The organism is Bacillus sp. PSXD-155 (genome assembly GCF_049310765.1).
GTDB lineage: Bacteria > Bacillota > Bacilli > Bacillales > Bacillaceae_G > Bacillus_A > Bacillus_A cereus.
Genome location: NZ_JBMOWC010000012.1, coordinates 125,448 through 144,915, shown reverse-complemented (window position 1 = coordinate 144,915; position 19,468 = coordinate 125,448). Strand labels below are relative to the sequence as shown.

Below are 19,468 nucleotides of genomic sequence, written 5' to 3'. Positions count from 1 at the left end.
TTTTCGTAAATGGTTATGTTAATAAGAAGATTAGTGTATACAGAAATGAAGAAAAATAAAGATACATTATATAAAACTTTAGGAGGTTAATAGTTATGAATGTAGATAGAAAAATAGTAGGTGTTTTTAGAACAATTGATGATGCGGCACTCGTTATTAATGAATTAAATGATAAAGGATACTCAGCAGATAACATTTCAGCTATTGCGAAAGATCAAAAGGAAATTGAACACCTTGAAGAAAAATCGGGTGAAAAAGTAAATCATGAAACTGCACATAAAGCGGATATCTTTTCAGCGACAGGGCTTGTAGCAGGAGGTGTAGCAGGCGGACTCGGTGGTTTATTAACAGGTCTTGGTATACTTGCCGTTTCTGGAATGGGTCCAATCGTAGCAGCAGGACCGATCGCAGCAGCTATTGGAGGAGCCGGTATTGGCGGAGGAGCTGGAAGTTTAATAGGAGCATTTATAGGGTTAGGAATTCCAGAAGAACATGCTAAAAAGTATGAAGAATATATTTACGATGGCAATATATTAATTTTAGTAGATGCAAAATTAGATGATAAGTTAGAAATCTATAAAATATTTGATAAGCATAATGCCTATAACTCTGATTTCTTTAAATAAAATGTAAACAAAGTGAATATCGTTTTTTGATCTTACAACTTTGGCGCGGCCGAGGAGTCGTATGACTATAAGAGAGGAAGGGCCTATAGTAAAAGATCAAGTTCTATTATGTTATTTAAAAGGGAAGAGGTGCCTTTTCGTGATTGTAAAAATATTAAAGGATAGCAGTAATAGTTTCCTTTGTACAGTTCAAAATAAAAATGGAGACCAGTATGTAAAAAAATGGTTTCGTAAACATGAAAACAATGAAAAATTAGGACGACCAACTTTCAAAGAAGTAGAAAAGGACTGGAAAGAAAATAAAGAGTCGTTTATGTATCCTAATGTTAAAGCGCTTTATTAATATGAAACATAATGCGCGTTTCATTCTTACAAAACTGTCACATTCCTGTAAGGTAATTCAATAGATTAGTTGTTTGTTCCATGTCATAATAAAGACATAAGAAAGCTAATTAAAACTACAACTTATTAGGAGAGTGTCAGTCATGATTGTAACAACAACGTCTGGAATTCAAGGTAAAGAAATTATTGAGTATATCGATATTGTAAATGGTGAAGCTATTATGGGTGCAAATATTGTCCGCGATTTATTCGCTTCTGTTCGTGATGTTGTCGGTGGTCGTGCTGGTTCTTATGAAAGTAAGCTAAAAGAAGCTCGTGATATCGCAATGGACGAAATGAAAGAACTTGCAAAACAAAAAGGTGCGAACGCTATCGTTGGTATTGACGTAGATTACGAAGTTGTTCGTGATGGAATGTTAATGGTTGCTGTAAGTGGTACAGCTGTACGTATATAAGTAAATAAAAAACAGGCTCACCCCTTGAAGTTTATGCTTTGAGGGGGTTTTTTGTTTTTCTTTTGTTCATGACTAAAGTTAAAATAGAGAAGGGCCGACGTACTAGCTCGCTTATTTCAAATGTAGTATATTATTTCTTAAGAAAAAGCAAGAAAATGGAAGTTTTTGTATTTAAAGAAGGTGTTAACTTTATGACAAATAATAAAATTGCTATTTGAGGTACGAAGAGAATTAGTGGTATGAATAATTTTAGAAAGTGTATAGTTAATAGAAATAAACGATGGAGTATGTAAAGAGTTATATTACATAAAAATTTATTATGAATGGAGGCGGTTAAACTATGTTTTGGTTAGGATGTTTTTTAGGATACATTGTAGGTTCTGTTATTACATGTGCGCTACTTTACTTTGGATATAGATCCAATGAAAATAAAAAAGCGGATATGCAAAAAGGGGAGGAGAGAAAAATCAATAAAAGAGGTGTATAGTAGGCGAAAGGTAAGGTGATAACATTGATGCAAAAATAAAGGACAGTTACATATTTCATATGATTACTATGTACTGTCCCGCTTATTCCTTTTGAATTAGGAAAAATTGTTTCCTGTCTTGCTATAAATTTCATAAGCAAAAAATCCAAATAAATAGCCTATTCCAGATCCTAAACTAACTGAAAGTAGTAATGAATCAGGAGAAAATATGCCAACAATAATAACGATCAAACACCCTAAAAGCATTCCTATTGGTATTAAACTATCTAATAAAACTTGAGCGTTTTTTGATTTTTTCTTACCTAAGTTACCGTTGTTATATTTATGTTTAAGACTTCTAATCACATATACTACAATTCCTCCGGCTATTACAACAGGCGTAATTGCTGTGAGTAACCACATGTTAGAATCTCCTTTCGCTTTTTTAATTAAATTACATAAGCTACTTAAAATTCTATGCTACTAAATGGATTGATAGTTGAATGTACTCAATTTAATAACTCGTCAAAAACACTTTCCCTTTCGTTTTCTCCGCAGATTGCACAACATCAACTGCCGCTTTCACATCCGCTAAGTCATATGTAGAATGTACTGTCATAAAACGTAATTGCTTATTTTCTACTAAACGAATTAAGTGACGAAACGTCTCTTGCCATTTATATGCGGACACATCTTTATTCCAATGTCGTAAATGAAATATGTTCGCGTGCACTTTTGCTTTCGTGACAATCTCTGCCCAGTTTACTTGTATTCCTGACAGAAGTCCTATAGTTAAAAAGTGCCCATTGGGACGTAAGGAGAAAGCTAATTCATTTCCATCCGGTCCCCCAATAGAATCAATCGCAGCGTCTGCACCTCTGCCGTTTGTTAATGTCATAACTGTTTCATAAAGCGGGGCAGTGGAAGTATCGATTACATATTCAGCACCTAGGCGTAGTAACTCCTCTGTATGCTTATTACTTCTTGTCACGGCAATGAGTCGGAAGTTTAAAATTTGTGATAACTGCGCAAAAAGATGGCCAATAGCGGATCCGCAAGCATTTACTAATAAAATGTCATTTCGTTTTAAGTTTAGCGTTTCTGTACATGTAACCCACGCCGTAAGAGGATTAATATACATTTGTGCCGCTGTAAAATCATCAATCGAATCAGGAATAGGGACTACAAAGTCAGCTGATGTCTTCACATATTCTTGCCAAGTACCTTCCCCGCGTAACGGTAACACACGTTTATCGATAAGGTCTCTAGAAACAAAAGCTCCTACATCTTCTACAATACCAACACCTTCATAACCAGGTATGTTAGGTAAAGGGATTCTATGTGCGTACGCTCCGGTTATTGGAATTAAGTCAGATGGATTAATCGGTCTAACTAGCATACGGACGAAAACTTCATTATCTTTTAGTGGTTCTATATTTTTATATTCAACTTGTAATACGTCTTTTGGATTGCCAAACTTATGAAATTGAATGCATGTTCCAAGCAAAGTAATTTGCCCCCTTAGTTTCATTGGATTTATTATAGCATTTTTAGTTTGGGTGGTTATTTTGTTAGTGATAAATAGGGTTTTTAATTTACGTATTTATCAGAATTTTATAAAATGTGTATATAACTATAAAATGGGGGGATTTCTTCATGTGTACTAGTTTGACGTTACAAACAAAAAATTTCCAGCATCTTTTTGGGAGAACAATGGATTTCACATTAGATATGAATCAAGAAGTAATAATCATCCCTCGGCGTTATCAGTGGAACAATATAACTGGTGAAACGATCCGAGCGAAAAAGGCTGTTGTCGGAATGGGAATTAATTTTGGAGGAAGGGTCATGATGGCGGACGGAGTAAATGAAGCTGGTATGACATGTGCAACTCTCTATTTCCCAGGATTCGCTACTTATAGTAATCATATAGATAGCAATAAAACGAATGTAGCGCCATTTGATTTTGTGACTTGGAGCCTCACGCAGTTCAATTCTGTTGAAGAGGTAAGAAAATCTATTGATAGCATTGCCTTTATAGATGTGCCATTACCAGTTTTAGGAATTACACCGCCGCTACATTGGATTTTAGCAGACAAATCGGGAGCGTGTATTGTACTTGAGCCGACAGCTGATGGAATAAAAGTGTATGACAATCCAATAGGAGTGATGACTAATAGTCCCGAGTTTAATTGGCATTTACAAAATTTAAGACAATATATTGGTCTTAAATCGCAGCCATTTGCGCCAACGGAGTGGGGAGATGTACCATTAAGTGCTTTTGGCCAAGGTTCAGGAACGATGGGACTTCCTGGAGATTTCACCCCGCCATCAAGATTTGTACGGGCAGCATATGGCAAAAAAAACATTCAAGGTATAGAGAACGAAGAAGAGGGGATATCGGCTATTTTTCATATCTTATCAAATTGTGAGGTCCCTAAGGGGGCAGTAATAACAGAAGACGGTATATTAGATAATACGATCTATACAAGTGCAATGTGTATGGAGTCTGGAACATATTATTACCATACTTACGATTGTAGACAAATTATAGCCATTCATTTATTCAATGAAGATTTAGATACAGCTGAGATTAAAACGTATCCGTTCCAGCGGAAGCAAAAAATCTTTTATGAAAACTGATAAAAACACCTCCATTGAATTTGCATACTTAGTATGCGAATTCGGGAGGTGTTTTTCTATTAAGCCGAAGCCTTCTTCATTCTCTCAAGTAAACTAGATAAAATATGCGTACGATAAGATTCTAGTTTTTTACCTTCATAAGTACGGATACCTAATTTTTTAAGTTCTTTTACATACCAACCTTTGCTTCCGAAATACATGTGATCGCTCCCCTTCAACTTTGTTTTTATTTATCCTGATTGCATATGGAGGTACAGGAATTATAATGAAGGAAATGAATTTCGCGCGAAAATGGTTAACTTTGTTGCAAAAGACATATATACTAAAGATAGTATACAACGAGGTGGGCAAGACGTGATTATAGAGAAGCACGAAATTCAAATTGACCAAATTACTAGCGGTAAAGTGAATATCTTTACTTTCTATAGAAATAGAAAGCAAATTGATGATCATTTTTTACGATTGCAAGAACCATCGCTTACAGCAAACTACTTCTTCCATTTTCATTTTGATGCAGAGAGCTTGCATCTACTGCAGGAAGAGTTTCCAGGCGTATATCCGTACGACGGTAGTGAAACGATTCACGGCTGGACGGAAAAGATGAAAGCTGAATTGCAACATCAGATCCAAACAGGTAAATGGAATAAACGCGTACGTATTGGTAATCGCATTCTAGATGTGGTGTTTACGTGGTGTGACGAAGATATAGTAGAGTGAAAAAGAAGCGGATGACGCTTCTTTTTTTTAGCGCTGGAATAAAACGAGCTTACCTGCAGTAGATGTACAGCGATGTGTTTTTTCATACAATCCTTTTTCTTGTAAAATAGATTCACCTTTTGCTTTCGCTTCTTTTTCAGTTGCCGCCTCGAATGATTCGTCTAATGCTTTTGAACCATCTTTTTCAAAGACTGTTAGAACGTATACTCCCATGAAAATTCCCTCCAATAATTAAAATCAGAATCTTATAATTATTTTGACATAAAACGCTACAATATGCAAAGAAATATATGACATTGCGTGGTAAAATAGAATGAAACTTTAATCATCGAGAATATTTTCATTGTCGATGATTATTAGTTTTCAGCGATGTTAATTTTAATAAAATGAAACTTTTGAAAGATAGAAAGGATCGTTATTTGTGAAACAAGTAAAGTTTATACATGCGGCTGATTTGCATTTGGATAGTCCGTTTAAAGGAATGGAGATGAATGTTGCGCAGTCTGTTTGGGAGAGAATGAAGCAAAGTACGTTTGAATCATTTGAGCGTATTGTTGATAAAGCGATTCAAGAGCGCGTTGATTTCGTATTACTAGCTGGGGATTTGTATGATGCGGAGACGAGAAGTTTGAGGGCGCAAGTGTTTGTGCGTGAGCAAATGAAGAGACTTTCGCAGTACGATATCCCTGTTTTTATTATTCACGGTAACCATGATCATTTAGGGGGAAGCTGGGCAGCAATTGAGTTTCCGGAAAATGTTCATGTGTTTACCGATCCTTATGTAGAAGAGAAATCATTTTATAAAAATGGTGAGCTATTAGCTTCTATTTATGGGTTTAGTTATTTGCAGCAAGCGGTAACGGATAATATGACAGCGCAGTATACGAAAATGAGTGATGCGCCTTTTCATATTGGCATGCTTCACGGAAGTGTGGAAGGAGATGCAGAGCATAATCGCTATGCACCGTTTCAAATTCGTGAATTGAAAGAAAAACAGTTTGATTATTGGGCTCTTGGCCATATACATAAACGTGAAATTTTATCAGAAGAGCCATACATTATTTATCCAGGAAACATACAAGGTCGTCATCGTAAGGAAACAGGCGAGAAGGGTGCGTACCTTATTGAACTTACGAAACAAGGAACGCAGTGTTCATTTTTCCATACGGCAGATGTTGTATGGGATGAGATCGAGGTTTGTATTGATGGACTTGAAACTGTTGATGAACTTATGACGAGCATGTCAACTGCGATGAATGATTGCCGAAGAGAAGAGGAAGGGACGCTTTTAACTGTCGTATTCACAGGGCAGGGCCCACTTTCTCCTTATTTGCGTGACGAAAAGCGTGTGGAAGAGATTTTTCATATTTTAGCATCTGGCGAAGAGCGAAAAGATTTCGTATATGCAATGAAGTGGAAAAATGAGACGGTTTCTTTTGCAGAAATCGAACGTTTGAAAGCGGAAAATCATTTCGTCGGTAGTGTGCTAAAGGAGCTAGAAGCTTTCACACATATGGACGGCGTGTTGCGCACCATTTGGACATCTCCTGTAGCACGTAATAGTATTGAATCTTTTACAGAAGACGAGAAGAAAGAGATTCAAAAGGAAGCAGAAAATATTATTTTAGAACAATTATTCCAGCAAGAGAGGGATAGAAATGAGAATTGAAAAACTCCATATTTATGGATACGGAAAATTAGAAAATGTGGAAATGGATCTTTCCTTGCTGACGGTACTATACGGTGAAAACGAAGCGGGGAAATCGACAATTCGCTCGTTTATGAAAAGTATTTTGTTCGGTTTTCCGACGAGAGGACAGCGCCGTTATGAGCCGAAAGAAGGCGGGAAGTATGGCGGTGCGCTGACTGTGCAAACAGAGCAGTACGGCCGTTTGAAAATTGAACGATTGCCAAAGACGGCAGCTGGCGAGGTGACCGTTTATTTTGAAGACGGGAAAACGGGCGGCGAGGAAATTTTAAACGATATATTAAGCGGGATGAATGAAAGTTTATTTGAATCGGTCTTTTCATTTGATATGCATGGTCTTCAAAATATTCATCAGCTCGGCGAAGCGGATATTGGCAATTATTTATTTTCAGCAAGTGCAGTCGGAAGCGATGCGCTATTACAGTTAGATAAAAAGCTAGAAAAAGAAATGGATCAGCGTTTTAAACCGAGTGGGCGTAAACCGGAAATTAACGTGTCACTGCAAGAGATGAAGAAACTTGAAGAGAAGATGAAAGAGTGGCAAGGGAAAATTGGCACGTATGAAAAACAAGTCGAGCAATTAAAAGAAAGTGAAGAGAAACTTGCTTCTGTTCGCGGAGAGAAAGAGAGTGCAGAAAAGCGAAAGCAAGATTATGAAATATTAGCAGCGCTAGAGCCACTCGTTATTGAAAAACGTGCGCATGAGAAAGTGTTAGAAAATGAGAGCGGGCAGTTTCCTGTAAACGGAATGGCGCGCTATGAAGCGATTAAGGCGAAGATGGAGCCGCTTCAGTTACAAGTTGATTCGCTCCACAAAAAAATAGAGACAGTGCAATCGGAAATTGTCTCGATTCAAATAGATGAAGAGTTTTTACGAAAAGAAAGTTATGTAGAAGAACTTCGTATGCAACATATGTCTTACGAAAATGCACGCCAAGAAATGCGTGATATGACAGGAAGTATTGCGAATATAAAAGAAGAAATTGCAGAACTAGAACAACAAATTGGTGCTACTTTTGAAAAGGAAGCGGTTCTTGCGTTTGACATGAGTTTGGCAACGAAAGAATTAATTACGCAAACCGTGCAAAAGGCACGTGAATTAGAAACGCAAAAAGCACAGCTTGATGATCGTTTTAAAGTAGCGCAAGAGCAATTAGAAGAACAAGAAGAAAATATAAGACAGATTCAGAAACAAATGTTAGTTGATGAAGAGCGAAATACGTTAGTTGAGAAAGAGAAATCGTTCCAAGATGCGGCGTTTATCGGTATGGGCGCAGAGAGAATGAAGCGCAAGTATGAGGAAAAAGCAGGAGCAGCTATGCAAAAGAAAAAGCAGTGGCAAAGAGTTTGTCTTCTGTTACTTCTTATTAACACGCTTGTTTTATTCACGAGTTTATTTATTGATAACCGCCCGCTCTTATTTATTAGTGTTATTGTTTTTGTAGGGATTGTTCTTGCCCTTGTTTTATATAAAGATCCGTCAAGTGGATTACAAGAAGAGCTTCTTACTCTTCAGCAAAGTGCTGGCGGGAGACAAAGTGAAGAAGCGCTGTCTGTGCGCTATCAGTTAGAAAAAGATGAAGAGATTCGGAAGCTATTTGAGCGTGAGTCTTATAAATTGCAGCAAATGGAGCGAGCTTATGATAAAGTCGTTTCATCGTATGAGGAATGGGAGAGAGAAACGTTCCAGGCGGGAGAACAAGTAGATGCATATAAAACGCGCTATATGTTCCCAGAATTTTATACGTATGCACACATATTGCCAGCGTTTGAGCGTATTGAAAAAATGCAGCAATTATATCGGGAGTTAGAAAAACAAGGCACGCGAAAATCTTCATTATATGAAATGATTTCGCATTTTGAACAGAAACTAGAAGCTGTTATCGGTAGTGCAGAGTATAGTAAGTTGCATGAAGCACAAAGTTGTATGCAAAATGAGAAAGAAAAACGCCAAACTTATAAGCAGCTGAAAGAGAAGCTAGCTGAATGGCAAGAAGAATATGAGTTTATGCAAGAGCAATTGAAACAACTGCTAGTAGAACGAGATGTATTATGGAATATTGCAGAGGCTACAGATGAAGAGATGTTTTTAGAAGCAGGTAAACTAGCGGAAAAACGTGAAGATGCAGAGAAACAAGTGGGGCGTTTATTACCGCAAATTGATCTGTTAGAACAGCGTTTAAAGAGTTTATCATTAGCTGAACATTACGAAGCTGACGGTTATGAAGAGAAATTAAAGAGAGAAATTACAGTCGTGCAAAACTGTCTGGCGCAAGAGAAAGAACTGACAGAGCGCATTGCGAAACATCGTATGGAAATTGTGAATTTAGAAGAAGGTAGTACGTACGGCGATTTAATGCATGAGTGGGAAATGAAAAAAGCGCAAGTACGTGAACAAGTAAAGAAGTGGGCTGCTTATGCGGCCGCAAAAACGGTGTTAACGAAAACGAAGCAATATTATCATGAAGTGCATCTGCCTCGTATTTTACAAAAATCAGAAGAGTATTTCGTCTATTTAACGGGCGGACGCTATAGTAAAATCTTTTCACCGTCAGAGGCGGAGCCGTTCGTTGTTGAACGTAACGACGGTATACGTTTTTACAGTCATGAACTAAGCCAAGCGACAGCGGAGCAGTTATATTTATCGCTGAGATTTGCACTTGCGAAAACATTTGAACATGATTACCCATTTATTATTGATGATAGTTTCGTGCACTTTGATGCGGTAAGGACGGATCGAACGATTGAACTAATAAAGGAAATCGCAAAAGATAGACAAGTCATCTTCTTTACATGTCATGCGCATTTACTCGCGTATTTTACAGAAAAACAGATTGTAAAATTAACACATAAGCGTAAAGAAAATGAGTTGTGATATGCTATACTAAAAGTAACTGATTTGGTGGAGGAATTCGAATGAAAAAGAAAATTGCAGAATATGAAGTTGGTGAACAAGTCGATGTTTTCTTGTTAATTAAAACAGCGACAAAAGGTCTTGCAAGTAATGGAAAGCCATTTTTAACAGTAATCTTACAAGATCCAAGTGGAGATATTGAAGCGAAGCTATGGGACGTATCACCAGAAGTTGAGAAACAATATGTAGCAGAAACAATCGTTAAAGTAGCTGGTGATATTTTAAACTACAAAGGACGTATTCAATTACGTGTGAAACAAATCCGTGTTGCGAATGAAAATGAAGTAACAGACATCTCGGATTTCGTAGAAAAAGCACCAGTGAAAAAAGAAGATATGGTTGAGAAAATTACACAATACATATTTGAAATGAGAAATCCGAACATTCAACGTCTAACAAGACATTTGTTAAATAAGCATCAAAACGAATTTTTAGAATATCCAGCAGCGACAAAGAACCATCACGAGTTCGTATCTGGACTAGCTTATCACGTCGTATCGATGCTAGATTTAGCGAAAGCTATTTCAAATCTATACCCATCATTAGATAAAGACTTACTATATGCAGGCGTTATTTTACATGACCTTGGTAAAGTAATTGAACTATCTGGCCCAATTTCTACAACGTATACGTTAGAAGGAAACTTACTAGGCCACATTTCTATCATGGTGAACGAAATTGGTAAAGCAGCAGACGAATTGCAAATCGATGCAGAAGAAGTATTAATTCTTCAACACATCGTCCTTTCGCACCACGGAAAAGCAGAATGGGGTAGCCCAAAACCACCATTAGTAAAAGAAGCAGAAATTCTGCACTACATCGATAACTTAGATGCAAAAATGAACATGATGGACCGCGCATTAGGACGCACAAAACCAGGTGAATACACAGAGCGTGTCTTTGCACTTGATAATCGTTCGTTCTATAAACCGACGTTCCATAATTAAAAGTGTGAATAAAGTGGCCTCATTAAGTTTTAAAAGCTTAGTGAGGCTGTTTTCTTTATTAAAAATTAAATGAAATAGTTAAGAAGTACGCATGGGATTAACGAAGAACGATTAAAACATATCTCACCACTAGAATGGGAGCATATCAACTTTAATATGGCAGATACTTAGAATCGCTTCAGCCTGTATAACAGGCCTAAAAATAAGAGTTGAAACTTGTTTAGCATCTATTTTTGTTAAAAGGTGGGAGAATTGTGCTATGATGTGGGCAAATATAAAACTATCTAAAGGAGGGATTTACATGCCGCATATTGTGTTTCATGGAATTACTACTGAACAATTAAAACACATAAGCAAGCCATTAGTAGAAGAGCTCGCAGAGATTTGTGAGTGTGGTACGGATAATTTTACGTTGGAACTACCAAGTTCTACGTTTATATTCAATGGAGAAGAAATAGAAGCGTTTCCTCTTATTGAAGTGAAATGGTTCGAGCGTGGACAGGAAATTCGTGATCGATTTGCCAAGGCCATTACTACATATGTAATGGATTTTGGACTTCCAGAAGTAGAGGTTGTATTTACGGTTTTCACAGAATCAGCGTATTATATTAACGGGAAGCATTGTGCAAGTTAGAGCTATTATAAATGTTTTTGTAACATTTATCCCGCATTAACGGGCAGTAAGACCCCGACCTCAAAATTCAGCGGAAGCAAAGAAGTTAGGTGGGGGATCAACTGTCCGTAAAAGCCCGATTGGTTCAACTAATAATCAGTGGGGGATGAACAAAACCCCCACTGATTAAAGTTTCACTTTATAAGGGATAGAACCACATCGCTATCAAGCTAACTAGACAAAATACCCTCTAAAAAGAGCAAGGCGTTATTCTTTCTGAGAAATCATAGGAAAGGATAACGCCTTTATATCAATTTTAATATAATCGATTCACTTCTTTATAAAAAGTTTGGTTATTTTATTGAAGCTTATTCCACAAACACACCCGTTTGTTCACTTTTTTACTGTTTGAAAGCCATACTTTTTATATTGATTCATTTATTGGAAAAACCGAAAGTTTTAAACTCTCTCTATTACATATTTATTTTTGGAAAAATAGCCTAACTCCAAATACTAATAATACTGTGCCAGTAATACCCTCTATTGTACGGTTCACCTTTTCTTTTCTTAAAAAAGTTCTTAATTGACGTATTAGAGAGATATAAAGTAAATACCATATTGCTGTCAAAGTCGTAAATGTGAATCCCAACAAAAGAAATTGGAAGAAATGACTTTGATTACTCACAATAAATTGGGGTAGAAAACTAAGGAAAAATACAGCCGTTTTTGGGTTTAAGATTGCCGTGGTAAATCCTTGTCTAAAACTTTTAACCGTTCCAATATCCTTAGAGTTTATCTCCACTGAACCTGACACCTTTTCTTGTTTAGAAAAGGCACTTTTAATTGACTTTACAGCTAAATAAATTAAATAAAATGCCCCAGCATATTTTATTAATGTAAATAGCATAGCAAATTTCATTAAGATAGCAGAGAGTCCTAGTGTAGCCATTATTGTATGAATCATCATTCCAGATACCGTTCCTAAGACGGTCTTTATCCCACCATTTCTACCATGAGAGATAGTGTTTTTTGTAACTAAAGCAAAACCGGGACCAGGCATCATTATAATAAGGAGTGCTGTAAGGATAAATAGCATATAATTTTCCATGTTCTGGTATTTCCTTTCTAATTTTTAGTTTCGCTTATAGTATAGCTTTTTTCCTTAAAACATTAAATATAAAAAGTGTGATCAGGATAGTATCATAAACTTTCAAGGAGTTGTAATTGAATTATAGAGGGCTTCACTTGAATAATGTTCTTCTGTAAATGAGCGTTTTTTAATTACTTTTTCTCGGAACACTCTTAATTTTCTTTCGTTTATCGAGGGTATTAGTATCAACTTGACCAAACATTATCCAAAAACTACATTTAACATTTACGAAAGCATATTCGAATAATCATTCATTAAATTTCTTATCAATCAACAAAAATTAATTATCATAAGGAAGAGGTACGTGAACTTTTATTTAAGAAATTACTTATTCTTGAAAAAAATGAATTAACTCCCCATAAATAATTGTAAAGATATAAAATTCTATAATTCCCTCGGAACAAAAAAGTTGTCTTTTATAGCAACGAAGTTCATTTTTATCGTTTTTGGGTAGTGTATTCTTGTTAGCTTGATAGTGATGTGACGCTATCCAGAAATTAATGATTTTACACCCTAAATGTTATTTAACAAAAAAATCTTGAATTCGAGATTTTTCACTTGCTTTTCAATCACTTGAGGTGTAAAGTGATAGTAACGAAAGCGATTGAGTCATATGAAAAACATACACTCAGTTGTTTTCGATTAAAAAACAAAGTAACTTATACAGTAAAAACTAAGATGAATTTACAAAAACATAATTAAGAATAAATTGAAAAGCTAAAAACCATATTAGTTGTGGGAAATATTATTTTTTTAGTTATCACTTGACTAGTAAAACGAAACGGAGGAATAACCAATGTATAAAATTAAAGGGCATCATCACATTTCAATGGTTACGAAAAATGCAAATGAAAATAATCACTTTTATAAAAACGTGCTTGGCTTACGTCGTGTGAAAATGACAGTAAACCAAGATGATCCGTCAATGTACCACTTATTTTATGGAGATAAAACAGGAAGTCCAGGTACGGAATTATCATTTTTTGAAATTCCATTAGTAGGAAGAACATATCGCGGTACGAATGCGATTACTCGAATTGGATTACTTGTTCCTTCAGAGGATAGCTTGCATTACTGGAAAGAACGCTTTGAAAAATTTGATGTGAAACATAGTGAAATGACAACATATGCAAATCGTCCTGCTTTGCAATTTGAGGATGCTGAAGGTCTTCGCCTAGTACTACTCGTTTCAAACGGGGAAAAAGTAGAGCACTGGGAAACTTGGGAGAAATCAGAAGTTCCTGCAGAGCATCAAATTCAAGGAATGGGTTCTGTGGAAATGACCGTTCGTAGACTTGATAAAATGGCGAGTACACTTACAGAAATGTTTGGTTATACAGAGGTTAGCCGTAGCGAAGAGGAAGCAATTTTTCAATCCATTAAAGGAGAGGCTTTTGGAGAAATCGTTGTGAAATATTTAGATGGACCTACTGAAAAGCCGGGCCGAGGGAGCATTCACCATTTAGCAATTCGCGTGAAAAACGATGCAGAGCTTGCCTATTGGGAAGAACAGGTGAAACAAAGAGGCTTCCAGTCTTCAGGAATCATCGACCGTTTCTACTTTAAAAGCTTATATTTCCGTGAATCAAACGGAATCCTTTTTGAAATTGCGACAGATGGACCAGGATTTACAGTTGATGGAGATGTGGAACATTTAGGAGAAAAACTTGATTTACCACCGTTCTTAGAAGATCAGCGTGCAGAGATTGAAGCGAATTTAGCACCGATTGAAGAGAAGTAATAGAAGAAAATATACAAATTTAACATATAAATGAAACCCATTGGAGGAATATAAAATGAACCAATTAAAAGGAATTCACCACGTTACAGCGATTACAAGTAGTGCAGAAAAGAACTATGAGTTTTTCACTCACGTTTTAGGGATGCGTTTAGTTAAGAAAACAGTAAACCAAGATGACATTCAAACGTATCATCTATTCTTTGCAGATGATAAAGGTAGTGCCGGAACAGATATGACATTCTTTGACTTCCCAGGTATTCCAAAAGGAGTACACGGTACAAATGAAATTTCAAAAACTTCATTCCGTGTTCCGACTGATGCAGCGTTAGCATATTGGGTAAAACGTTTTGACCGTCTTGAAGTAGAACATACAGGAATTAAAGAGCAATTTGGTAAGAAAACTCTTTCTTTCGTTGACTTTGATGACCAACGCTATCAATTAATCTCAGATGAACTTGATAAAGGGATCGAATCAGGTACACCATGGCAAAACGGACCAGTTCCATTAGAATATGCAATTACTGGTTTAGGGCCTGTATTCATCCGTATTGCAAACTTTAGTTTCTTCAAAGAAGTGTTAGAAAAAGTTTTATTATTTAAAGAGGTTGCGCAAGAAGGAGAATTCTATTTATTTGAAGTGAATAAAGGTGGAAACGGTGCATCTGTCATCGTAGAACATAATACAGTTCTTCCTGAAGCACAACAAGGTTTTGGTACAGTGCACCATGCGGCATTCCGCGTAGAAGATCGCGCTGTATTAGAAGAATGGATTGAGAGAATCAGTAGCGTAGGGCTTCCTTCATCGGGTTATGTAGATCGTCACTTCTTCGAGTCATTATACGCAAGAGTTGCACCACAAATCTTATTTGAATTTGCAACAGACGGCCCAGGGTTTATGGGAGATGAGCCATACGAAACACTTGGCGAAAAATTATCTTTACCTCCATTCCTAGAGCCAAAACGTGAAGAAATTGAAAAATTAGTTCGTCCAATTGATACAGTGAGAAGTACGAAGGAATTTATTAAAGAGTAAAAATAGAGATAGTAAGTAGGAGAGCAAGTAGTTTTAGCGGAGTGCTGGAACTGCTTGCTTTTTTATTTATCCTAGTAAGTTTTCTGACAATTGTTTCTCAAGTTATTAAAAAGGAAAACTTTGGTATAATTAATCAAAATATTAAATTTTCTGATAATTATTTTTCAATGCATAGAAAAGGAGTGGTAATATACAATTTTGATAATTGTATAAAAATACTAATTTTGTAAGTTTGAGAAAAGGAGATGCGAGTGTATGGGAGCAGATGTAGTAACGCGGGAGCAAATGAAACATTCTTTAGATGATTGGTATCGTGTAATGTTACAGCAAAATATAGAGAAAGCTACGGAAATGAAAGAGGAGATTGAAAGTAAGATTAGTGGGTTGGACGTAGATCAGGATGTATTGCTTTATCATGCGTTGTTGAATTTTAGATATGATGCATTAGTTGATTGGATTGGGGTTAGAGAAGATAGTTTTGATAAAGTGGAATCTTTTGAAATCCCAGCAGAAGGTGTTCTAGCTTATTACTATCACTTTTTTAAAGGGTTTCATTGCACATTAATTTCAAATTATAATGAAGCGAAAGAACAGTATGAGCAAGCTGAGAAGTTATTGAAATATATTGCCGATCCGATAGAACATGCGGAGTTTAATTATCGGATGGGGAATTTCTATTATCAAAAATATGACCAAGTTCATGCAATAGATTACTTGAATAGGGCAAAAGCAGCATTTTTACAATATCCAGGCTATGAAATAAAAGTAGGATTATGTGAAAATGCTTTTGGACTATGTTGTGTAGACATAGATCACTATGAATTAGCGGAAGAAAACTTTAATTCTGCTATGGAAGTATTGCAAAAAGCAGATCAAAAAAAATATATGCTAATGGTTCGGCATAATTTAGCTTGGCTTTATGCTAGTCAAAATCTTTCAGAATTAGCGATTCGTCATATATCTGAGGTGACCAAAAATTACCCAGAACACTTTAAAGCCTTGTTTGTAGAAGCACATGAACATTACAAATTAGGACAATATAATTTAGCGAATCCAATTGTTGAAAAAGGTTTAAATATTTGTGTTGATTTAGGAGAAAAAGAATTTCAACATCGGTTTAAAATTTTGAAAGAACTCAATGGAAAATCTTCAGTATCAATTATTGAAGATGTAATTTTAGAAGGACTTTCTTATTTTGAGAGAGAAAGATTATGGGATTGTATTCAAGAATACACTGAAATTTTAGCACTGAAATTTTATGAATTTGATGATCATGTTAAGGCAAGTAAATATTTTTATATGAATAATAAGGCTCAAAAAAATATATTGGAAAAGGGAGCGTTAAAATAATGAAGAAATTTCGTTTGGCTATTGTTGGGACTGCATTAGTAGGGGTATTATCAATTGGGTTCAATAGTTCTTTTACAAATCAAGCTGTAAATATAGGAGACACAGGAGGAGCACCAGCAAGACCAGACTACGTTAATATAGGAGACACAGGAGGAGCACCAGCAAGACCAGACTACGTTAATATAGGAGACACAGGAGGAGCACCAGCAAGACCAGACTACGTTAACATTGGCGACACAGGCGGAGCACCAGCAGATAATAGAGGCGACGGCGGAGTAAGCCAAGTATAATAAAAAAGAACGGGACTTCAACATGAAGTCCCTTTTTCTATTTTCAGGCCATGTAGAGAAAAGAATTGACTTACTTTAAATATGTAACTATAATAGTTACAGAATAACCATTAGTAATAGAAATGAGTTATATTTTTTTAGTATAATTGTAACCATTTCAGTTACAATTAAAAAGAGAACATAAAATAACCAAAAAATGTAAAAACTTTTAAATAGCAACAAGAGAAAGGAGACGGGAACTTTGAAACGGTTTAAGTTTTATATGATTAGCGGTATTGTGCTCGTTTTGTTAATTGTTTGTAATTTCGTCGATAAGCCGATTGCGAAGGTTGGAGAAGTGAAAGATACTGTTATGATGAAGCTGAATACGAAAGAGAGTATGGCGCAAATTGATGGGCAGACGATTTATTTTAAACAAATTGGTGAGGGGAAACCTCCTTTACTTATGCTGCATGGGTTTGGTGGTTCTTCTGATGGGTTTAGTGATATTTATCCGGAACTAGCGCGAGACCATACGATTATTGCGGTTGATATTTTAGGGTTTGGGCGTTCTTCTAAGCCGGTTGATTTTCAGTATTCGTTTCCTGCGCAAGTGAATTTATATTATAAGTTAATGAAGAAGCTCGGATACGATCAGTTTGCGGTGCTCGGCCATTCAATGGGCGGAGAGATGTCCCTTAATTTAGCGTATTTATATCCGGATGCAGTGACGCATCTCATCTTGGCGGATGCTACAGGGATAGAGTCTTTCCAGCAAAAAGAAAGTTATGAAGTACCACCGCTATCGACGGACTTACAAACTGTAACTGAGATTACGAAGTATAATAAAAATGAAGTAAAAAATAGCCGTGATGATAAAGAGCATTATGATCAGCTTACGAAAATGAGAGAGCGCCGCATTGCGATGGAAGCTGATAAAATTAAGGTACCGACTTTAATTATATGGGGACGACATGATAAGAGTGTTTCTTGGAAAAATGGTGAACTGTATCATGGGTTATTTGCGAATAGTACGTTTCATATTATTGAAAAAGGATACCACGCACCGTTTCGTCAGGAACCAATTGAGTTTATGGAATATGTACAAGCATTTTTCGCGAAGCATCCACAATAAAATTTTTAGGTATAAATCCACTTCTTTCCTCATAAAGTGAAACTAATAAGGCTTGTCTAAGGAAAGGAATGAAGTGATTTGGAAACTTTACCATGGTGGGTGTATCTTGTGATTGTCGGGATTGTACTAAGTGGCTACATGGTTTTATATACTTCGAAAAAAGAGCAAGATATGGATAATGAGTTTATTGAAAAAGAAGGCGAAGTATATATGAAGCGCTTAGAAGAAGAGCGTGAGAAACGTAATCAGGATAGTGATAAAGATTCGGTATTGCTTTAATAGAAATTTTGAAAGGCTACCACCTAGTAGGATTTTACATCTAGGTGGTAGCCTTTTTTCTTCTGGGGGAGCAGTATATGTTCATCAAGCTAAGGTTATATTAGTTTAATTTTACATGTATAAGAGAGTCATCATAAACTTTTATTGATGGCATTTATATATATTTTTCCTCATAAGAATGGAACTAGCGGGGATTTTACTGGGGGGGATTAACAATGCATAGGGATGAAACTTCATTACATCCTGATACAGGGGTTACGTCTGTAATGTTTGTTGAGCGTTCATTAAATGAAATTCGTTTTTGGTCTAGAATCATGAAAGAGCATTCTTTTTTTCTTCGCTTGGGATTTAGATGCGAGGATACTCAACTAATCGAAGAGGCGAATCAATTTTATCGATTGTTTGAACATATTGAACAAATAGCGCATTCCTATACAAATGAAACAGATCCTGAGCAAATAAAAAGATTTAATGCAGAAGTACAACAAGCCGCAACTAATATTTGGGGATTTAAACGGAAAATTTTAGGGTTAATTCTCACATGTAAATTGCCAGGACAAAATAACTTTCCACTTTTAGTTGACCATACAAGTAGGGAAGCTGATTATTTTAGAAAACGTTTAATACAATTAAATGAAGGTAAATTAGATGCTCTTCCTGATGCTATTATTAAAGAAAATGTTTTCTTTTTACGGATTATGGCAGACCATGCTAAATTTATTGGTCATCTTCTTGATCCATCGGAAAGAAAGCTTGTAGATACAGCACGGAATTTTAGCAATGATTTTGATGAATTGATGTATCAAGCAATTGACTTAGAATCTATGAAACCACAATCCCAAACAGCCCCTCTTTTAGATCAATTTTTAGATCAAAATCGTGTGTCGGTTGCATCTCTTCGGGATTTTAAGAAAACAGCACGTGATTTAATTGAGCAATGTAAAATAAAGAGCATCATTCATCCATTATTGGCAGACCATGTTTTCCGTGAAGCTGATAGATTTCTTGAAATCATTGATATGTATGATGTTCATCTTACAAATATTCAATCACAACCTAGATATTAGAAGATAAGGAAAG

Annotated in this window: 22 protein-coding genes; 17 read left to right on the top strand and 5 right to left on the bottom strand. The window is 36.0% G+C overall.

Annotated features, from left to right (window positions below; genetic code table 11):
* The first annotated feature begins 95 nt into the window (after positions 1-95).
* The 4 genes from ACO6VI_RS15845 to ACO6VI_RS15830 all read left to right on the top strand — a co-directional run bounded on the left by ACO6VI_RS15845 (position 96) and on the right by ACO6VI_RS15830 (position 1,910).
* Positions 96-626, top strand: a complete 531-nt coding sequence (locus ACO6VI_RS15845) for a general stress protein (protein ID WP_001100088.1) — start codon at positions 96-98, stop codon at positions 624-626.
* Between the two features lie 139 nt (positions 627-765).
* The gene (locus ACO6VI_RS15840; protein ID WP_002023439.1) at positions 766-969 is read left to right on the top strand and encodes a DUF4028 family protein; all 204 of its coding nucleotides are present in this window, start codon (positions 766-768) and stop codon (positions 967-969) included.
* Between the two features lie 142 nt (positions 970-1,111).
* A complete protein-coding gene (locus tag ACO6VI_RS15835) occupies positions 1,112-1,423 on the top strand; it encodes a YbjQ family protein (protein ID WP_000637510.1) in 312 nt (103 codons plus the stop codon).
* 340 nt (positions 1,424-1,763) lie between these two features.
* Positions 1,764-1,910, top strand: coding sequence for a hypothetical protein (locus ACO6VI_RS15830; protein WP_000498632.1), 147 nt, complete (start codon positions 1,764-1,766; stop codon positions 1,908-1,910).
* 96 nt (positions 1,911-2,006) lie between these two features.
* Here ACO6VI_RS15830 and ACO6VI_RS15825 read toward each other — a convergent pair whose 3' ends face one another.
* Positions 2,007-2,312, bottom strand: coding sequence for a hypothetical protein (locus ACO6VI_RS15825; protein ID WP_078994977.1), 306 nt, complete (start codon positions 2,310-2,312; stop codon positions 2,007-2,009).
* Positions 2,313-2,403: 91 nt separating this feature from the next.
* Entirely contained in the window at positions 2,404-3,396 is a 993-nt protein-coding gene (locus tag ACO6VI_RS15820; RefSeq protein WP_065482435.1) for a zinc-dependent alcohol dehydrogenase family protein, read from the bottom strand.
* 149 nt (positions 3,397-3,545) lie between these two features.
* Here ACO6VI_RS15820 and bsh point away from each other — a divergent pair, with 149 nt between their 5' ends.
* Positions 3,546-4,532 (top strand): choloylglycine hydrolase, encoded by a 987-nt coding sequence (bsh, locus tag ACO6VI_RS15815; protein WP_078993476.1) that lies wholly within the window; start codon positions 3,546-3,548, stop codon positions 4,530-4,532.
* 59 nt (positions 4,533-4,591) lie between these two features.
* On the opposite strand, the gene ACO6VI_RS15810 is transcribed toward bsh, so the two are convergent.
* Complete coding sequence (locus ACO6VI_RS15810; protein WP_000273535.1) at positions 4,592-4,732, bottom strand: YflJ family protein; 141 nt, start codon at positions 4,730-4,732, stop codon at positions 4,592-4,594.
* Between the two features lie 154 nt (positions 4,733-4,886).
* Here ACO6VI_RS15810 and ACO6VI_RS15805 point away from each other — a divergent pair, with 154 nt between their 5' ends.
* Positions 4,887-5,249: a hypothetical protein gene (locus ACO6VI_RS15805; RefSeq protein ID WP_142254740.1), complete on the top strand. Its 363-nt coding sequence runs from the start codon at positions 4,887-4,889 to the stop codon at positions 5,247-5,249.
* A 27-nt stretch (positions 5,250-5,276) separates the two neighbouring features.
* Here the strand turns inward: ACO6VI_RS15805 and ACO6VI_RS15800 are convergent, their stop codons facing one another.
* The gene (locus tag ACO6VI_RS15800; protein ID WP_000539552.1) at positions 5,277-5,462 is read right to left on the bottom strand and encodes a YhzD family protein; all 186 of its coding nucleotides are present in this window, start codon (positions 5,460-5,462) and stop codon (positions 5,277-5,279) included.
* A gap of 208 nt (positions 5,463-5,670) precedes the next feature.
* Here ACO6VI_RS15800 and ACO6VI_RS15795 point away from each other — a divergent pair, with 208 nt between their 5' ends.
* From ACO6VI_RS15795 to ACO6VI_RS15780, 4 genes are all read left to right on the top strand, one after another.
* Positions 5,671-6,918 carry a metallophosphoesterase family protein gene (locus ACO6VI_RS15795; protein ID WP_078993478.1) on the top strand — a complete coding sequence of 416 codons (1,248 nt, stop codon included), beginning with the start codon at positions 5,671-5,673 and terminating at the stop codon, positions 6,916-6,918.
* On the top strand, positions 6,908-9,832 hold the full coding sequence (locus tag ACO6VI_RS15790; RefSeq protein WP_078993479.1) for an ATP-binding protein: 2,925 nt from the start codon (positions 6,908-6,910) through the stop codon (positions 9,830-9,832). The genes ACO6VI_RS15795 and ACO6VI_RS15790 overlap by 11 nt, the downstream gene beginning before the upstream one ends.
* A 41-nt stretch (positions 9,833-9,873) precedes the next feature.
* A complete protein-coding gene (yhaM, locus tag ACO6VI_RS15785) occupies positions 9,874-10,818 on the top strand; it encodes a 3'-5' exoribonuclease YhaM (protein ID WP_000726652.1) in 945 nt (314 codons plus the stop codon).
* A 301-nt stretch (positions 10,819-11,119) separates the two neighbouring features.
* Positions 11,120-11,452 carry a DUF1904 family protein gene (locus ACO6VI_RS15780; protein WP_161520128.1) on the top strand — a complete coding sequence of 111 codons (333 nt, stop codon included), beginning with the start codon at positions 11,120-11,122 and terminating at the stop codon, positions 11,450-11,452.
* Positions 11,453-11,912: 460 nt separating this feature from the next.
* On the opposite strand, the gene ACO6VI_RS15775 is transcribed toward ACO6VI_RS15780, so the two are convergent.
* Positions 11,913-12,539, bottom strand: coding sequence for a LysE family translocator (locus ACO6VI_RS15775; protein WP_000433011.1), 627 nt, complete (start codon positions 12,537-12,539; stop codon positions 11,913-11,915).
* Between the two features lie 838 nt (positions 12,540-13,377).
* On the opposite strand from ACO6VI_RS15775, the gene ACO6VI_RS15770 reads away from it, so the two are divergent.
* From ACO6VI_RS15770 to ACO6VI_RS15740, 7 genes are all read left to right on the top strand, one after another.
* Positions 13,378-14,322 carry a ring-cleaving dioxygenase gene (locus ACO6VI_RS15770; protein WP_053565092.1) on the top strand — a complete coding sequence of 315 codons (945 nt, stop codon included), beginning with the start codon at positions 13,378-13,380 and terminating at the stop codon, positions 14,320-14,322.
* Between the two features lie 55 nt (positions 14,323-14,377).
* Positions 14,378-15,355 (top strand): ring-cleaving dioxygenase, encoded by a 978-nt coding sequence (locus ACO6VI_RS15765; protein WP_016122046.1) that lies wholly within the window; start codon positions 14,378-14,380, stop codon positions 15,353-15,355.
* A gap of 255 nt (positions 15,356-15,610) precedes the next feature.
* Positions 15,611-16,705 (top strand): RapH N-terminal domain-containing protein, encoded by a 1,095-nt coding sequence (locus ACO6VI_RS15760; protein ID WP_000500588.1) that lies wholly within the window; start codon positions 15,611-15,613, stop codon positions 16,703-16,705.
* Positions 16,705-16,995 (top strand): Phr family secreted Rap phosphatase inhibitor, encoded by a 291-nt coding sequence (locus ACO6VI_RS15755; RefSeq protein WP_078993480.1) that lies wholly within the window; start codon positions 16,705-16,707, stop codon positions 16,993-16,995. Before ACO6VI_RS15760 ends, ACO6VI_RS15755 begins: the two co-directional genes overlap by 1 nt.
* A 241-nt stretch (positions 16,996-17,236) precedes the next feature.
* Positions 17,237-18,109, top strand: coding sequence for an alpha/beta fold hydrolase (locus tag ACO6VI_RS15750; protein ID WP_070179910.1), 873 nt, complete (start codon positions 17,237-17,239; stop codon positions 18,107-18,109).
* A gap of 78 nt (positions 18,110-18,187) precedes the next feature.
* Positions 18,188-18,388, top strand: a complete 201-nt coding sequence (locus ACO6VI_RS15745; protein ID WP_000449223.1) for a sporulation YhaL family protein — start codon at positions 18,188-18,190, stop codon at positions 18,386-18,388.
* A gap of 215 nt (positions 18,389-18,603) precedes the next feature.
* Positions 18,604-19,455: a DUF2935 domain-containing protein gene (locus ACO6VI_RS15740; protein WP_000554479.1), complete on the top strand. Its 852-nt coding sequence runs from the start codon at positions 18,604-18,606 to the stop codon at positions 19,453-19,455.
* The last annotated feature ends 13 nt before the right edge of the window (positions 19,456-19,468 follow it).

What these genes read in the sequence shown, in the direction of transcription:
- ACO6VI_RS15830 (WP_000498632.1), top strand. Translation starts at nt 1,764, where the DNA reads ATGTTTTGGTTAGGATGTTTTTTAGGATACATTGTAGGTTCTGTTATT.
- ACO6VI_RS15810 (WP_000273535.1), bottom strand. Translation starts at nt 4,732, where the DNA reads ATGTATTTCGGAAGCAAAGGTTGGTATGTAAAAGAACTTAAAAAATTA.
- bsh (WP_078993476.1), top strand. Translation starts at nt 3,546, where the DNA reads ATGTGTACTAGTTTGACGTTACAAACAAAAAATTTCCAGCATCTTTTT.
- ACO6VI_RS15775 (WP_000433011.1), bottom strand. Translation starts at nt 12,539, where the DNA reads ATGGAAAATTATATGCTATTTATCCTTACAGCACTCCTTATTATAATG.
- ACO6VI_RS15835 (WP_000637510.1), top strand. Translation starts at nt 1,112, where the DNA reads ATGATTGTAACAACAACGTCTGGAATTCAAGGTAAAGAAATTATTGAG.
- ACO6VI_RS15845 (WP_001100088.1), top strand. Translation starts at nt 96, where the DNA reads ATGAATGTAGATAGAAAAATAGTAGGTGTTTTTAGAACAATTGATGAT.
- ACO6VI_RS15765 (WP_016122046.1), top strand. Translation starts at nt 14,378, where the DNA reads ATGAACCAATTAAAAGGAATTCACCACGTTACAGCGATTACAAGTAGT.
- ACO6VI_RS15790 (WP_078993479.1), top strand. Translation starts at nt 6,908, where the DNA reads ATGAGAATTGAAAAACTCCATATTTATGGATACGGAAAATTAGAAAAT.
- ACO6VI_RS15740 (WP_000554479.1), top strand. Translation starts at nt 18,604, where the DNA reads ATGCATAGGGATGAAACTTCATTACATCCTGATACAGGGGTTACGTCT.
- ACO6VI_RS15770 (WP_053565092.1), top strand. Translation starts at nt 13,378, where the DNA reads ATGTATAAAATTAAAGGGCATCATCACATTTCAATGGTTACGAAAAAT.
- ACO6VI_RS15755 (WP_078993480.1), top strand. Translation starts at nt 16,705, where the DNA reads ATGAAGAAATTTCGTTTGGCTATTGTTGGGACTGCATTAGTAGGGGTA.
- ACO6VI_RS15800 (WP_000539552.1), bottom strand. Translation starts at nt 5,462, where the DNA reads ATGGGAGTATACGTTCTAACAGTCTTTGAAAAAGATGGTTCAAAAGCA.
- ACO6VI_RS15760 (WP_000500588.1), top strand. Translation starts at nt 15,611, where the DNA reads ATGGGAGCAGATGTAGTAACGCGGGAGCAAATGAAACATTCTTTAGAT.
- yhaM (WP_000726652.1), top strand. Translation starts at nt 9,874, where the DNA reads ATGAAAAAGAAAATTGCAGAATATGAAGTTGGTGAACAAGTCGATGTT.
- ACO6VI_RS15825 (WP_078994977.1), bottom strand. Translation starts at nt 2,312, where the DNA reads ATGTGGTTACTCACAGCAATTACGCCTGTTGTAATAGCCGGAGGAATT.
- ACO6VI_RS15780 (WP_161520128.1), top strand. Translation starts at nt 11,120, where the DNA reads ATGCCGCATATTGTGTTTCATGGAATTACTACTGAACAATTAAAACAC.